Origin of the sequence: Rathayibacter sp. AY2B9, assembly GCF_002931595.1 — a bacterium.
Lineage (GTDB): Bacteria > Actinomycetota > Actinomycetes > Actinomycetales > Microbacteriaceae > Rathayibacter.
In genome coordinates, this window is the sequence record NZ_PSUB01000001.1 from 1 (window position 1) to 15,314 (window position 15,314).

A 15,314-nucleotide genomic window follows, 5' to 3' on the forward strand; every position below is an offset into this window, starting at 1 on the left:
CACCCCGCTCTACGGAACGCACCCCGTCGCGAAAGCCCTCCGCCGTGTCCGCTCCCGCCCGCCCGTCTCCCGGCGCCCCCGCGCAGAAGCGCCCGAGCACGCTGCAGACCCTGCTGCGCCTCGTCCCCTTCGTCGGCGACTCCCTGCCCCGGCTGGTCGGCGGCATCGCGGTCGCGCTCGTGGCGAGCCTGGTGTCGCTGGTCATCCCGATCGTCCTGCAGCAGCTCGTCGACGGGCCGCTGGGGGACGGAGCGGCCTCCGCCGGCTCCGGCGACCTCGGGCCGCTGATCGGCCCGGTCGCCGTCATCCTCGTGCTCGGCGTCGTCGAGGCCGGTGCCATCGCGCTGCGGCGCCGGATGGTCCTCACCCCCAGCACGCGGATCGAGGCGCGCATGCGCTCGGCGCTCTACAGCCGCCTGCAGGACCTCCCCGTCTCGTTCCACGACCGCTGGCAGAGCGGGCAGCTCCTGTCGCGGGCGATGAGCGACCTCAGCCTCATCCGCCGCTGGATCGCCTTCGGCTTCGTCCTGCTCGTGGTCAACGCGCTGACGATCGTCGTCGGCTTCGGCGTCCTCGTCTACTGGAACCCGATCCTCGGCGTGCTCTTCGTCGTGTGCTCGATCCCGGTCTGGATCTACGGGTTCGCGTTCGAGAAGCGCTACTCGAGCATCGCGCGCCGCAGCCAGGACCAGGCGGGCGACCTCGCCACGACCGTCGAGCAGTCGGTGCACGGCATCCGCGTCCTCAAGGCCTTCGGCCGCCACCAGCACGCGCTGGAGAACTTCGCCGGCCAGGCCGAGAAGCTCCGCGGCACCGAGATCGACAAGGCCCGCGCCATCGCCGGGATCTGGCTCGTCCTGCTGCTGGTGCCGGACATCGCGTTCGCGCTCTGCCTGCTCGGCGGGGTCTGGCTCGCCGCGGCCGGCCAGCTGAGCGTCGGCGAGCTGTTCGCCTTCTTCGCCACCGCGACCGTGCTGCGCTGGCCGGTGGAGTCGATCGGCTTCCTCCTCTCGATGACCTTCGACACCCGCACGGCGGTCGACCGCTACTTCGAGGTGATGGACAGCCGGAACACCATCACCGACCCGGAGGACCCCGACACGATCCTCGAGCCGCGCGGTCGGGTCCGCTTCCGCGACGTCCACTTCCGCTACCAGGACGCCCCCGAGCGCTACCGCGACCTCCTCGACGGCGTCGACCTCGAGGTCGAGCCGGGCGAGACGATGGCACTGGTCGGCATCACCGGGTCCGGGAAGACGACGCTCACCGCGCTGCTCCCGCGCCTCTACGACGTGACCGGCGGAGCCATCGAGCTCGACGGCGTCGACATCCGCCGGCTCCGCCGCGACGAGCTGCGCACGCACATCGGCATGGCGTTCGAGGACGCGACGCTCTTCTCCACGAGCGTGCGCGAGAACGTCCTCCTCGGCCGACCCGACGCGACCGAGGAGGAGCTGCTCGAGGCCCTCGAGATCGCGCAGGCCGACTTCGTCCACCGCCTCCCCGAGGGCCTGGACACGAAGGTGGGCGAGGAGGGGATGAGCCTCTCCGGCGGCCAGCGCCAGCGCCTGGCCCTCGCCCGCGCGGTGGCCGCGCGTCCGGCGGTGCTCGTCCTCGACGACCCGCTCTCGGCGCTCGACGTCGACACGGAGGCGCGCGTCGAGGCGGGGCTGCGCCGCGTGCTCGGCGATACCACGGCGATCATCGTCGCCCACCGCCCCTCGACGGTGGCGCTCGCCGATCGCGTGGCACTGATGGAGGAGGGCCGCATCACCGCGGTCGGCACCCACAGCGAGCTGCTCGCGAGCAGCCCGCACTACCGCTTCGTCATCTCGAGCCTCGAGGAGGACGAGCTGACCCGGCCCGCCGGGACCGAGCGCATCGGCTCCCGCCCCACGACGACCCACCAGGAGACGCGATCATGAGCACGCTCGGTTCCTCCGAGGAGCGCGACGACCTCAGCAGAGCGGAGTCGGCGGCTCTGCGCCGACGCTCGCTGCGGCTGCTCGGCTCCCTGCTGCGGCCGCTCCGGCTGCGGCTGGTGCTCACCGCGGTCGTGGTCGTCGTCGCGACCGCTGCCCAGGTCGCGGGACCGGCGCTGATCGCGGCGGGCATCGACAACGGCCTGCCCGCGGTCCTCGCGGGGAACGCGGCCCCGCTGGCGGTCACGGTCGGCGCCTACATCCTCACCGGACTCGTCGGCGCGCTCCTGGTCGCCTGGTACACCGTGCTCTCCGCGCGGGTGAGCCAGGCGATCCTGATCGACCTGCGCAAGCGGGTCTTCCTGCACACCCAGAAGCTGAGCCTGGAGTTCCACGAGAACTACACCTCCGGCCGGATCATCTCGCGCCAGACCAGCGACCTCGACTCCATCCGCGAGCTGCTCGACTCCGGCATCAACCAGCTGGTGCAGGGTGCGCTCTACATGGGCTTCGTCGCGATCGCCCTCGTCTCCCTGGACGGCGTGAGCGGCATCGTGCTCGCCTGCGCCCTGGTGCCGCTCGCGCTGCTCACCCGCTGGTTCCAGAAGCGGTCGCAGGCGCTGTTCCGCGGCACCCGCGTCGCCTCGTCGCGGCTGATCGTGCAGTTCGTGGAGTCGATGACCGGCATCCGCGCCGTGCAGACCTTCCGCACGCAGAAGCGCAACGAGTCCGTGTTCGGCGGGGTCGTCGAGCAGTACCGGCTCGCCTACAAGCGCGTCTTCGGGGTGTTCGGCACCTTCGACCCCGGGCTCGTGCTGATCGGCAACGTCACCGTCGCCGTGGTGCTGTTCATCGGCGGCGTCCGCGTGCTCGACGGCGGGCTCGAGATCGGCGCGCTGCTGGCGGTCCTGCTCTACACCCGGCGCTTCTTCGACCCGGTGCAGGAGATGGCGATGTTCTACAACTCCTACCAGTCGGCGGCCGCCGCGCTCGAGAAGATCTCGGGCGTGCTGGCCGAGGAGCCGAGCGTCCCGGATCCGGCGCGCCCGGTCGACCTGCGCCAGGCGCGGGGCCGCCTCGGCTTCGAGGGCGTCCGCTTCGCCTACACCGCCGACCGCGAGGTGCTGCCGCGCTTCGACCTCGACATCCCCGCAGGGCAGACCATCGCCCTCGTCGGGTCCACGGGCGCCGGCAAGACGACGCTCGCCAAGCTGATCTCGCGCTTCTACGACCCGAGCGACGGCGTGGTGACCCTCGACGGAGTGGACCTGCGGCAGCTGCACCCGAAGGACCTGCGGCGCGCGATCGTGATGGTCACCCAGGAGGCGTACCTCTTCTCCGGATCCGTCGCCGACAACATCGCGATCGGGCGGCCGACCGCGTCCTACGACGAGATCGTCCGGGCCGCGCAGGCGGTCGGCGCGCACGAGTTCATACAGGCGCTGCCGGAGGGCTACGACACCGACGTGAACAAGCGCGGCGGCCGCGTCTCGGCCGGTCAGCGCCAGCTGATCTCATTCGCCCGCGCGTTCCTGGCCGACCCGGCGGTGCTGATCCTGGACGAGGCGACCTCCTCCCTCGACATCCCGAGCGAGCGCCTGGTGCAGCAGGGCCTGCAGACGCTCCTGGCGGACCGCACGGCGGTCATCATCGCGCACCGCCTCTCGACGGTCGCGATCGCCGACCGGGTGCTGGTGATGGAGCACGGCCGCATCGTCGAGGACGGCACCCCGGAGGCGCTCATCGCCGGCGAGGGCCGCTTCGCCACCCTGCACGCGGCCTGGCGGGACTCGCTCGTCTGATCGGCTGCTGCTCGCGACTCACGTCCCGGAGCCGCTCCCGGCTCAGGGGCGCCAGCGGGCGCTGCGCACGTCGACGCGCCAGCCGCCCGGCGTGACGACGAGGGGCGTGCCCTCGCGCTCGTACTCCCGGCGGGCGCGCTCCTCGTGGCCGACCGGGGGCGCTCCTCCCGCGCGGACGACGCGCCACCAGGCGGTGTCGGAGCCGTAGCGGGCCATCACCGTGCCGACCGCGCGTGCCGCACGAGTGCCGAGGACCGCGGCGATCTCGCCGTAGGCCATCACGCGGCCGGGCGGGATCGAGGCGACCACCTCGAGGACGGCGGAGACGAAGTCGGCCGGCTCCGCTGCCTCCGGCGCCGCGCTCAGAGCGTCAGCGCCCCGATGTTCTCGCCGTACTGCGTCTCGCCGACGACCTCGAAGCCGATCCAGCGGAAGAACTGCTCCGGGCCGTCCTCGCCGGACTCCCAGATCACCGTGAGGGTGTCGAAGCCGCGGGCGCGGGCCTCGTCGGCGGTGGCGCGGACGGCGAAGGTGCCCACGCCGCGGCCCTGCTTCGCCGCGTCGATGTTGATGCGCCAGATGCAGCTGCGGAACTCCTCCGCCGCCTCCGGGTCGAAGTGCGCGTGGATGAAGCCGACCAGCTCGTCGCCGTCCATCACGGCCCGCTGCCAGGAGGCGCCCGGGTCGATCACCGCGGCGGCGGCGGAGTAGGAGACCGGCGCGATGAACTGCTCCTGGCCGGGTTTGAGGCTCAGACCGTTCACGGCGGAGATGTTCGAGGCGGACAGCTCTTCCAGGCGGAGGTCACTCATGCCGTCACTGTACCGGCGGCGCAGGACGGCGGGCATCCTCCTGTCGGGCGACGTGCGCCGGCCCCGGCGCGGACGATCGAGAACTGTCTCGACATCGAGACAGTTCGGGCCTCGGGTAGGCTGGCGGAGGCCATCCGGAGCGGTGCAGAGCCGCCCGTCCCGCACAGGTGCGGGGTCATCGACACCATGGGAGAGCAATGTCCAAGATCAAGGTTGAGGGAACGGTCGTCGAGCTCGACGGCGACGAGATGACGCGCATCATCTGGCAGAAGATCAAGGACACCCTCATCCACCCGTACCTCGACGTGAACCTCGAGTACTACGACCTCGGCATCGAGTACCGCGACGAGACGGACGACCAGGTCACGATCGACGCGGCGCACGCCATCCAGAAGCACGGCGTCGGCGTGAAGTGCGCGACCATCACCCCCGACGAGGCCCGCGTCGAGGAGTTCGGCCTCAAGAAGATGTGGAAGTCGCCCAACGGCACGATCCGCAACATCCTCGGCGGCGTGATCTTCCGCGAGCCGATCATCATCTCGAACATCCCGCGCCTGGTCCCCGGCTGGAACAAGCCGATCATCATCGGCCGCCACGCGTTCGGCGACCAGTACCGCGCCACCGACTTCGTCTTCAAGGGCAAGGGCACGCTGACCGTCGAGTTCACGCCCGAGGACGGCTCCGAGCCGATGAGGTTCGAGGTCTACAAGGCCCCGGACGACGGCATCGCGCAGGTCCAGTACAACCAGGACGCGTCGATCCGCGACTTCGCCCGCTCGTCGCTGAACTACGGCCTCTCGCGCAACTACCCGGTCTACCTCTCCACCAAGAACACGATCCTCAAGGCCTACGACGGCCGCTTCAAGGACATCTTCGAGGAGATCTTCGAGACCGAGTTCAAGGAGCGCTTCGACGCCGCGGGCCTCACCTACGAGCACCGCCTCATCGACGACATGGTCGCCTCGGCCATGAAGTGGGAGGGCGGCTACGTCTGGGCCTGCAAGAACTACGACGGCGACGTCCAGTCCGACACCGTCGCGCAGGGCTTCGGCTCGCTGGGCCTGATGACCTCCGTGCTCTCCACGCCCGACGGCAGCGTCGTCGAGGCGGAGGCGGCGCACGGCACCGTCACGCGCCACTACCGCCAGCACCAGGCCGGCAAGCCCACCTCGACGAACCCGATCGCCTCGATCTACGCCTGGACGCGCGGTCTCGCGCACCGCGGCAAGCTCGACGGCAACCAGGAGCTCATCGACTTCTCGCTCACCCTGGAGGACGTGGTCATCAAGACGGTCGAGTCCGGGAAGATGACGAAGGACCTCGCCCTGCTCGTCGGCCCCGAGCAGGGCTGGCAGACGACCGAGGAGTTCCTCGCGACCCTCGATGAGAACCTGAAGGCCCGCATGTCGGCCTGATCACCGGCTTCAGCAGACGCGTCCGGCCCGCACGATCCTCGGATCCTGCGGGCCGGACGCGTCTCCGGGCCCGGTGGGACGCGCCCGGGCCGAGCGCCTCAGAGCGCCCGGGCGAGCTCCTCCATCGCGTGGAGCGGATCGGGCCCCGACGGCATCAGCACGACGCTCGACGCACCGGCCTCGTGCAGCAGGCCGATGCGGCGACGAGCGTCCTCGGGAGTGCCCACGACGGCCAGCTGGTCGACCCAGGCGTCGGGCAGGTCGCGGACGAAGGCGGCGCGGTCGGCGCTCTCGGCCCGCAGGCGGGCGAAGTCCTCGGCGAAGGGGAGCGGCTCGATATGCGGCGCCCAGTCCGGCTCGCCGATCCATTCGAGTCCCGGCCGGACCGCGTCGCGCGCGGCGGCCGCGTCGTCGTCCACGGCGGCCACGTTGTAGGCGACGATCCGTCCGGTGCCGCCCAGGTGGCCGCGGGCCGCCGCGAGGTACTCCGGAGTGACGGGCTCGGCCAGGACGACCCCGTCGGCGATCCGGCCCGCGAGCGCCAGCGACTTCGGTCCGCGGACGCCGGCCAGCAGCGGCGGCACGACGGCGGGCGGCGACTCCAGGACGAGGCCGTCCACGTGCACGTAGCGGCCGGAGCGGTCGGTGCGCTCGCCGGAGAGCAGCGAGCGGATCGCGCCGAACTGCTCCTCGAGCAGGGTGAGCGGGCTGCGAGGCCAGACGCCGAGGCCGTGCATCCAGTGCGGCATCCCGTGCCCGATGCCGGCGTGGACGCGGCCGGGGAACAGCTCGGCGAGAGTGCCGAGCTCCATCGCGGTGAAGGCCGCCGTGCGGACGGCGGCGGGCAGGATGCCGATGCCGACGACGATCCGCTCGGTGGCGGCGAGTACCGCGCCGGCCTGGGCGATGCCGCCGCGGAAGCCGAGGTCCTCGACCACCCAGAGCTCGTCGAAGCCGAGCTCCTCGGCGCGGCGGGCGTAGCCGAGCACCTCGGAGGCGGGGAGATCGCGGGGGAGCAGGACGCCGACAGCGGTGTCGGAGGAGGAGGCGCGCATCCGGCCAGCGTAGGGCGTGCGGACAGGCGGAGGGCCCGCCCGCACGATCGCGGACGGGCCCTCGCTCGTCGTCCTATTCGGCGGCCGCCTCGCCGATCCGCACCTGCTCGGGGCGGGCGGTCGAGACGACCTCGATGCGGCGGGGACGCGCCTTCTCGCTGACCGGGATGGTCACCGAGAGCACGCCGTTGTCGTAGGACGCGGCGATGCGCTCGGTGTCGACGCCCTGGCCGAGGCTCAGCTGGCGGACGAAGGTCGCCGACTGGCGCTCCCGGGTGATCCAGGTGACGTCGTCGCCGCTCGCGACGGTGCGCTGGGCACGGATGGTGAGGAGCTGCCCGTCCACGTCGACGTCGACGGACCCCGGGTCGATGCCGGGGAGGTCGGCGGTGAGGACGTAGTGGTCGCCGTCCCGGTACAGGTCGATCGGCATCCGGCGGGGCCCCTGACCGGAGCCGAGGAGGGCGGTGGCGAGGCGGTCCAGCTCGCGGACGGGGTCGTAGGTGACAGCCATGAGATCACTCCATTCAGTCGTGCAACGAAGAGTTCCAAGAGTTGAGCCGACCCGGCTCAACGCGAGTAATTTAGCACTCGGGGAGGGGGAGTGCCAACGGATCGGCCCCCTTCAGCGTCAACTTCGTTACCTGTTCGTAACAAAGCTGGGCAATCGAGTTCGTAGGGTCGTTTCTGTGTGGAAACCGATCCGGTTCCCAGCGAATGTGAGTAAGGACATCGATTGCCGATCCACCTGTCCCACCGACCACCCGTCCGCCGCGCTGAGAGGCGCATCCTCGCGGGCCTCGCCGTCCTCGGAGTCGCCGCGACCGCGGCCTTCGCCACCACCGGCGCCAGTGCCGCCCCTCTCGCCGGCAGTGCCTCGCTCGTCGGCGGGCTCTCCGTCGGCCAGAGCTTCGACGACGGCGACTACGTCGTCACCCTCGTCGAGCCCTCCGCGGCCACCTACCAGGGCAGCGATGCCCGCTTCGCCCGCACCGCGCCCGTCGACGGTGCGCAGCTGCAGGCCGCCTCGGCTCCGGTGGAGGACTACTCCGCCCACCTCGAGCAGCGCCAGGAGGACGTCGCCTCCGCGGTCGACGCCGCCATCGGCTACCACTACACCGTCGCCCTCAACGGCTTCTCCGCGACCCTCTCGGGCGAGCAGGCGGGCGAGCTCGCGAGCCGCCGCGACGTCGCCCAGGTCCGCAAGGTCGAGAACCTGAAGGTCGACCGCGCCGCGCAGGCCTCGCCGCTCGCCGCGGCCGCCGCCGGCACCCCGGTGCCCGACACCGGACAGCAGCGCTCCACCGACTTCCTCGGCCTCGAGGGCGAGAACGGCGTCTGGCAGAAGCTGGGCGGCATCGACAAGGCGGGCGAGGGCGTCGTCGTCGGCGTCATCGACTCCGGCATCGCGCCCGAGAACCCCTCCTTCGCAGGCGCGCCCCTGGCGACCTCGCCCGGAGCGGCCCCCTACACGGACGGCACCACCACCTCCTTCGTGAAGTCGGACGGCGGCACCTTCGTCGGCTCCTGCTCGCCGGGGCTCCCCGCCTCCGAGCAGTGGGACGGCGACGAGTGCAACCAGAAGCTCATCGGCGCACGCTGGTTCCTCGCGGACGAGGAGGTCGGCTCGACGGACAACCCCGAGTACCGCTCCCCGCGCGACGCCGACGGACACGGCTCGCACACCGCGAGCACGGCAGCCGGCAACAACGGCGTCGAGGCGAGCGTCGACGGCTACGACTACGGGAAGATCTCCGGAGTCGCCCCGGCCGCCAAGGTCGCCGCGTACAAGGTCTGCTGGAACGGACCCGACGAGGGCACCGACGACGACGACTTCTGCTCCGGAGCGGGCATCCTCGCGGCCATCGACGCCGCGACCAAGGACGGCGTCGACGTCATCAACTTCTCGATCGGCGGCGGCTCGGCCACCTCGACCCTGACCGCGATCGACGAGGCGTTCCTCAACGCCGCCGCCGCGGGCGTCTTCGTCGCGGCCTCGGCCGGCAACTCGGGTGCGGGCGCCTCCACGCTCGACCACGCGTCGCCCTGGTACACCACGGTCGCCGCGTCCTCCATCCCGACCTACACCGCGACCGCCGCTCTCGGCGACGGCCAGAAGTTCGTCGGAGGATCCATCTCGGTCCACGAGGACGTCACCGGACCGCTGGTGAACAGCGCCGACGTCGTCCGCTCGGGCGCCGAGAACCCCGCCATCTGCGAGACCGGCACCCTCGACCCCGACAAGGTGAAGGGCACGATCGTCGCCTGCACCGCGGGCGTCACCGCGCGCGTCTCCAAGTCGGCCGAGGTCGAGCGGGCCGGCGGCATCGGCATGTTGCTGCTCAACCCGACCCCGAACGCCCTGCACGTCGACGACCACTCGGTCCCGAGCATCCAGATCGACTCGCAGGCCTACCAGGCGATCACGACCTACGCCGGCACCGCCGGTGCGACCGTGACCCTCTCCGAGGGCAACTCGTCCGGAGCCTCCATCCCCGTCCCGCAGGTCGCCGGCTTCTCGTCGCGCGGACCCGCTGAGGCGGACGGCGCCGACGTGCTGAAGCCCGACCTCACGGCGCCCGGCGTCGCGATCCTCGCCGACAGCTTCAACGCCGAGGGCGACGACCCCGCCTTCGCGTTCGAGTCCGGCACCTCGATGTCGTCGCCGCACGTGGCGGGCCTCGGCGCGCTGATCCTCGGCGCGACCCCGAAGGCCTCGCCGTCCGCGGTGAAGTCGGCCATGATGACCTCCGCCTACGACAGCGTCGACCAGTCGGGCGCCGCGTCCGAGGACGTCTTCGCCCAGGGCGCCGGACACGTCGACCCTGCCGCGTTCCTCGATCCCGGACTGCTCTACCAGAGCGGCACGGAGGACTGGATCGCGTTCCTCAAGGGTGCGGGCTACGTCTTCACCTCGAACCCGGTGATCGACCCGATCGCCGCGATCGACCCGTCCGACCTCAACCAGGCCTCGATCGCGATCGGCGCCCTCGCGGGCACGCAGACCGTGACCCGCACGGTCACCTCGACCGGCGCGGGCACCTACACCGCCTCGGTCGACGGCCTCGCCGGGATCGACACCGTCGTCTCGCCCTCGACCCTCTCCTTCACGGGTGCGGGCCAGACGGCGGAGTACACGGTCTCCTTCACCACCGGCTCGGCGGCGCTCAACCAGTTCGCCACCGGCTACCTGACCTGGGCGAGCGCGGAGCACGACGTCCGCAGCCCGATCGCGGTGCGCCCCGTCCTGCTGGACGCGCCCTACGAGGTCTCCGGCACCGGCTCGACCGGCACCGGCACGGTGACGGTCACGCCCGGCATCACCGGCGCGCTGCCGCTCACCGCGAGCGGTCTCGCCGAGGGCGTCCTCGCCGTGGACGCCACTGCCGCTGACGGCCACTCGGCGACGCTCCCCACGGGGAAGTCGCTGACGACCACCGTCGTGGTGCCGGAGGGCGCCGAGTTCGCCCGCTTCGATCTCGATTCGCTCGACGACGCGGCCGACCTCGACCTCACCGTCACCAGCGAGAGCACCGACAAGGTCTTCACCTCGGCGACCGGCTCGGCCGACGAGCGCGTCGACATCGCCGACCCCGCTCCGGGCGAGTACACGGTCCAGGCCGATGTCTACTCGACCGCTCCGGGATCCTCGACCGTCACGTTCGACTTCCGCAGCTTCGTCATCACTCCGGAGAACGGTCTCGGCTCGCTGAGCACCGACCCCGCCGTGGTCGACGCCGTGCAGGGCGAGCCGATCGCGTACGCGGTCTCCTGGTCGAACCTGGCGGGCCCGGCCCGCTACCTCGGCCGTGTCGCCTACACCGATTCGGGACTCGCGACGCTCGTGAGCGTCGACGTCACCGAGGCGGTCACCCCCACCCCGACGCCGACCGCGACTCCGGAGCCCACGGGCACCCCGGAGCCGACCGCGACGCCGACGGCCGGCCCCACCGCCGGACCGGGGGAGCCCACCTCCACGCCGACCGCCGGACCGGGCGCGCCCGGCCACGGCGCCGGCGGCCTCCCGTCGACGGGCTTCGACGGCGGTCTCCTCGGAGCCGCCGCCCTCGCCCTCCTCGGTGCAGGTGCTGTGATCACCGGCCTCCGACGCCGCGCCCTGGCGCAGCGTGAGGCGGGCGCCGCGGAGTAGTCCTCCGCGACCGCCGCGAACGGCCGTCCCCCTGCTCCTCCCGGAGCGGCGGGGGCGGCCGTTCGCCGTTCCCGGCCCGGGGAGGCGGAGACGGGGCGGCTCGTGGTGCGTGCCGGGAGCAGGACCGGCCGGGCTGCGTGGGGAACGGCTCGAGAGGGAAGGCGGGAGGGGGTCGGGGGAGAGAGCGGCGATCAGGCGGGGCGGAGCACCTTCGACTGCGGGCCCGGCGGCGCGATCGGCCCTGGATCCCGCTGCGGTAGCGCATCGACGGCGGCGCATCGACGGGAGAGCGCAGTGGCGACAAGCGGCTGCGAGCCTGGACGACGCGTTCGGTTCCGCTCCGGGGCCGCGGCGAGCGCATGGGGACAGCGGTGCCCGCTCGGGGACAGCGGTGCCCGCTCGGGGACAGCGGTGCACGGCTCCGGGCGAGCGCCCCTCGGCCTGAGCGGCCGCCGTCAGGATCAGAGGGAGCGGCGTCCCGCGATGACGCCGGAGACGACGGCGAGGACGCCGAAGACGATCGCGACGACCGGCTGGCCGAGGTCCAGCCACGCCAGCGCGGCGGCGCCCATCACGAGCAGCTCGATCAGCGAGCGGCCGTAGACGTCGATCGCGAGGACCGCACGCGGCGAGAGGAAGAGCGCCCAGATCAGCGCGGCGACCACCGGAGCGCCGATGCCGAGGACGATGTTCCACGGGAGGTCCCACGACGCGAAGCCCCAGAGGGCGAAGGTCGCCAGCGCGACGAGCTCCAGGAGGAACCGGAGGATCGCGTTCGGGCCGATCCTGATGTCGGTGCCCGCGGTGTCCGCTCCTGCTCGATTCACGCCGACCATGCTAGCCGCCGGAGGTCAGCGGAAGATGATGGTGCGGGCCCCGTCGAGGAGCACCCGGTCCTCCGCGAACCATTTGACCGCCTGCGTGAGCGTGCGGCTCTCCTCGTCCTGCCCGATCGCCACGAGCTGGGCGACCGAGTGCGAGTGGTCCACGCGCACCACGTTCTGCTCGATGATCGGCCCCTCGTCGAGGTCGCTGGTCACGAAGTGCGCGGTCGCCCCGATCAGCTTGACGCCGCGGGCGTGCGCCTGCTTGTACGGGTTCGCGCCCTTGAAGCCCGGCAGGAACGAGTGGTGGATGTTGATGGCGCGACCGGCCAGTCGCGCGCAGAGCTCGGGGGAGAGGATCTGCATGTAGCGCGCCAGGACCACGAGCTCGACGTCGTGCTCCTCGACGACCTCCAGCACGCGCTCCTCGAACCCGCGCTTCGACTCCGGCGAGACCACGGGGCGCGACTCGAAGGGCACGCCGTAGAACTCGGCGAGGTCGCGCAGGCTGCCGTGGTTGGACAGGATCATCGGGATGTCCACCGCGAGCTGCCCGGCGCGCTGGCGGAAGAGCAGGTCGTTGACGCAGTGCGCGGCCGTGGAGGCGAGGACGAGGGTGCGCAGCGGCCGGCCGACGACGTCGAGGCGCCAGGTCATCCCGTAGTGCTCGGTGATCGGCAGCAGGGCGGCGGCGAACTCCTCGCGGCTGATCGGCGACTCCACCTGCAGGCGCATGAAGAAGCGGCCGGTGTCGGCGCTCGAGAACTGCTGGCTCTCGGTGATGTTGCCGCGGGCCTGGACGACGGCACCGGACACGGCGTGCACGATGCCCGGCTGGTCGGGGCAGGCGAAGGTCAGGGTCCAGTGGTTTCCCGCGGGCCGGGCGCCGGACCACGCGGCGTCGCTGCCCGTCGGACGGGTGCTCGCGGAGGCGGGCCGGGGAGTCGCGGACGCGGCGGGTTCGGGCTGCATCCGCCCAGGATAACGGTGGGGCACGGGGCGCTCCGTGCGCCTCAGCCCGCGTCGACGGACACGACGGCGACGGGTCCCGTCCGCCCGTCCGGGGAGGAGTAGCGGACGCCGATCGTGTGCCTCCCAGGACCGACCTCCAGGGTCGCGGCGAGGACGGGGGCTCCGGGAGCGAGGGACCGCACCTGCCCGCCGTCGACCAGGAGGTCGAGGCCGTCCGCGTCGGGATCGGCGAGCACGAGCACGCCGACCGCGCCCCCGCTCGACGCGGCCCGGGCGAGGAGCACCGGAGCGCGCAGGTCGACCGTCTCGGGGGCGCTGACTCCTGCAGCGGTGCGCGCCAGCACCGTGGTCGTGCCCGCGGGGAGGGGGAGCGCCGGCGCGGTCCAGGAGCCGTCGGCGTCGGCGGTGGCGGAGCCCACGCGGCGTCCGTCGGAGGCGTCCTCGAGGAGCACCTCGGCGCCGGGCGTGGCGGTGCCCCGGGCATCGGGCAGCAGCCGGCCGTCGGTGTCGAGCGCGAGGGTCGGTGCGGCCGGAGCGGGAGGTGTGGCCGGAGTGGGGGTCGTGACCGGTGCGGGAGTCGAGACCGGAGCGGAGGTGCTCGGCGCCTCTGTCGGGACCGGCGCCGGAGTGCTCGGTACGTGCGTCGCTGCCGGAGCCGGAGTGTCCGGTGGGGGAGTCACGATCGGAACAGGAACCGGGACCGGAGTGCTCGGTGCGGGGGTCGGGACCGGGACGGGGCGGGCTCGGCGGCAGGAGTCGGGGAGGCGGTCGCCTCGATCCCTCTCGACGCCGGTGCGCCGACGGGATCGTGGGACGGCTTTTGTTGCGGCGGGCGTCCCGTCCTCCCGGGGGTCGCGCGCGTCGCTCCGGCATCGTCCGACGCAGCCCGTCCGGCCACGGTCGGCACCGTGCTCCTCGGAGCGGCGCCGGAACCGCTGGACCGCCCCGCCGGATCGCCGTCCGCTGCACTCGTCCGGTCCGCGGCCTCCGGGTCCGTCTCCGGCCGGTCGGCGCTCGCCGTCGCTCCTCCGCTCGACGCCGGCGCAACCGCCTCGGCCGTTGCGCGCTCGTCCACCCGCGCGGAGGCGTCCTCCGCCGCCACGAGCGCGCCGCCCCCGTTCCCGGACAGCAGCACCGCCGCGCTGACGACTCCCGCGACCGCGAGTGCCGCCGCAGCGGACGCGGCGACGACCACTCCTGTTCCACTGCCCGCTCTCGACGCTCGGACCGCGCTCGACGCTCGAACCGCGCTCGACGCCCGGACCGCGCTCGGCAGCGGACCGGAGGCCGCGCCGGAGCCCCCGCCCGCCGCCCAGGCGGCCGCACCGCTCACGCCGGCCGAGAGCGGCAGCAGCACCGACGCGAGGCGGCGCGCAGTGCTCTCGGCCTCCGCCAGCGCCTCCCGGCAGGAGAGGCACCCGTCCAGGTGCCGGTCGATGCGGTGCCTGTCCCGGACGGGGGCTCGTCCTCGCGCGTACGTCCCCGCCCGCTCGAGCACCCACTCGCACTCGCCCGTCGCCGAGGCGTCCGCCACGTGCTCCCGGATCCACCCGGAGCGCAGCCCCTCCCTCGCCCGCACCCCGAGCGCTGCGACCGCGTTGGGCCGCAGGCCCATCAGCGGCGCGGCGGCGGCGGGGGACAGGCCCTCCACCTCCGTGTACCAGAGCACCTCCTGCCAGCGCGGCGGCAGCGCCCGGAACGCGCGCGCGCCCAGGTCGCGCTCGAGGGCGGCGAGGGCGTGCGCCTCGGGATCGGGGCCGGCAGAGGGGAGGGCGCGGTCGGCCTCGTCGAACGGCCGCTCGTGCCGGTCCCGCCGGGCCCAGGACCCCGCGACGTTGCGGACGGCGGTGAAGAAGTAGGGGCGGAAGGCGCCCTCGGGTCCGCCGCCGCGCTCGATCGCCCGCAGGACGCGGAGGAACGCCTCCGAGACCAGGTCGTCGGGGTCGGAGCTGCTCGCCCACGCCCGGGCCACGGTGCGCCCGGCCGAGGAGTGGCGGCGCCAGAGCTCGGAGACGGCGTCGGTGCGGCCCTCCCGGACCAGCGCGACGAGCTCCTCGTCGCTGCGGCCGTCGACGCGCTCGGAGCGGCGTCGAGGACTCACGGCGACGCCCTCCCTCCCGGTCCCGCGCCGGGACCGCCCGAGGGATCGTCGCACGATCGCGCGTGCCCGCCCCCGACTGGCGCGACTCCCGCGCCACCCGGCCCGCTTGCTAGAGTGAGCCCGCCGCGACTGGCGTTCGGATGGGTGACCATCAGGGAGCGGCACCTCCTCCGGGGCAGCGCCCCGGACACTTTTCCCGCCGCACGCCTGGGCTGGAACGGATACCGTAGATCGGGTCGCCCGAACGAGCCGTGTCGCGCC

Annotated in this window: 12 protein-coding genes; 4 read left to right on the top strand and 8 right to left on the bottom strand. The window is 72.9% G+C overall.

The window, feature by feature from the left end; all coding sequences use genetic code 11:
* The first annotated feature begins 44 nt into the window (after positions 1–44).
* Together C5C25_RS00005 and C5C25_RS00010 are read left to right on the top strand one after the other, a co-directional pair.
* Positions 45–1,925 (top strand): ABC transporter ATP-binding protein, encoded by a 1,881-nt coding sequence (locus tag C5C25_RS00005; protein WP_104249349.1) that lies wholly within the window; start codon positions 45–47, stop codon positions 1,923–1,925.
* A complete protein-coding gene (locus tag C5C25_RS00010; protein WP_104249350.1) occupies positions 1,922–3,724 on the top strand; it encodes an ABC transporter ATP-binding protein in 1,803 nt (600 codons plus the stop codon). Before C5C25_RS00005 ends, C5C25_RS00010 begins: the two co-directional genes overlap by 4 nt.
* A 42-nt stretch (positions 3,725–3,766) precedes the next feature.
* Here C5C25_RS00010 and C5C25_RS00015 read toward each other — a convergent pair whose 3' ends face one another.
* Both C5C25_RS00015 and C5C25_RS00020 read right to left on the bottom strand, forming a co-directional pair.
* Positions 3,767–4,090: an MGMT family protein gene (locus tag C5C25_RS00015; protein ID WP_104238475.1), complete on the bottom strand. Its 324-nt coding sequence runs from the start codon at positions 4,088–4,090 to the stop codon at positions 3,767–3,769.
* The gene (locus tag C5C25_RS00020; protein ID WP_104224946.1) at positions 4,087–4,536 is read right to left on the bottom strand and encodes a GNAT family N-acetyltransferase; all 450 of its coding nucleotides are present in this window, start codon (positions 4,534–4,536) and stop codon (positions 4,087–4,089) included. The genes C5C25_RS00015 and C5C25_RS00020 overlap by 4 nt, the downstream gene beginning before the upstream one ends.
* A gap of 197 nt (positions 4,537–4,733) precedes the next feature.
* Between C5C25_RS00020 and C5C25_RS00025 the strand changes: the two genes are divergently transcribed.
* Complete coding sequence (locus C5C25_RS00025; RefSeq protein ID WP_104224939.1) at positions 4,734–5,951, top strand: NADP-dependent isocitrate dehydrogenase; 1,218 nt, start codon at positions 4,734–4,736, stop codon at positions 5,949–5,951.
* A 98-nt stretch (positions 5,952–6,049) separates the two neighbouring features.
* On the opposite strand, the gene C5C25_RS00030 is transcribed toward C5C25_RS00025, so the two are convergent.
* Positions 6,050–7,006 (bottom strand): LLM class flavin-dependent oxidoreductase, encoded by a 957-nt coding sequence (locus tag C5C25_RS00030; RefSeq protein ID WP_104249351.1) that lies wholly within the window; start codon positions 7,004–7,006, stop codon positions 6,050–6,052.
* A 73-nt stretch (positions 7,007–7,079) separates the two neighbouring features.
* A complete protein-coding gene (locus tag C5C25_RS00035; RefSeq protein ID WP_104233909.1) occupies positions 7,080–7,520 on the bottom strand; it encodes an Hsp20/alpha crystallin family protein in 441 nt (146 codons plus the stop codon).
* 222 nt (positions 7,521–7,742) lie between these two features.
* On the opposite strand from C5C25_RS00035, the gene C5C25_RS00040 reads away from it, so the two are divergent.
* Positions 7,743–11,156 carry a S8 family serine peptidase gene (locus C5C25_RS00040; RefSeq protein ID WP_104249352.1) on the top strand — a complete coding sequence of 1,138 codons (3,414 nt, stop codon included), beginning with the start codon at positions 7,743–7,745 and terminating at the stop codon, positions 11,154–11,156.
* A 461-nt stretch (positions 11,157–11,617) separates the two neighbouring features.
* On the opposite strand, the gene C5C25_RS00045 is transcribed toward C5C25_RS00040, so the two are convergent.
* Genes C5C25_RS00045 through C5C25_RS00060 form a run of 4 tightly spaced genes read right to left on the bottom strand, consistent with a single transcriptional unit; the run spans position 11,618 to position 15,053 of the window.
* Complete coding sequence (locus C5C25_RS00045) at positions 11,618–11,983, bottom strand: YrdB family protein (protein WP_104276971.1); 366 nt, start codon at positions 11,981–11,983, stop codon at positions 11,618–11,620.
* A gap of 24 nt (positions 11,984–12,007) precedes the next feature.
* A complete protein-coding gene (gene purU, locus C5C25_RS00050) occupies positions 12,008–12,952 on the bottom strand; it encodes a formyltetrahydrofolate deformylase (RefSeq protein ID WP_104227281.1) in 945 nt (314 codons plus the stop codon).
* Positions 12,953–12,993: 41 nt separating this feature from the next.
* Complete coding sequence (locus tag C5C25_RS00055) at positions 12,994–13,632, bottom strand: Ig-like domain-containing protein (protein WP_104249353.1); 639 nt, start codon at positions 13,630–13,632, stop codon at positions 12,994–12,996.
* Positions 13,629–15,053 carry a sigma-70 family RNA polymerase sigma factor gene (locus C5C25_RS00060; RefSeq protein WP_146079387.1) on the bottom strand — a complete coding sequence of 475 codons (1,425 nt, stop codon included), beginning with the start codon at positions 15,051–15,053 and terminating at the stop codon, positions 13,629–13,631. Before C5C25_RS00060 ends, C5C25_RS00055 begins: the two co-directional genes overlap by 4 nt.
* Positions 15,054–15,314: the final 261 nt, after the last annotated feature.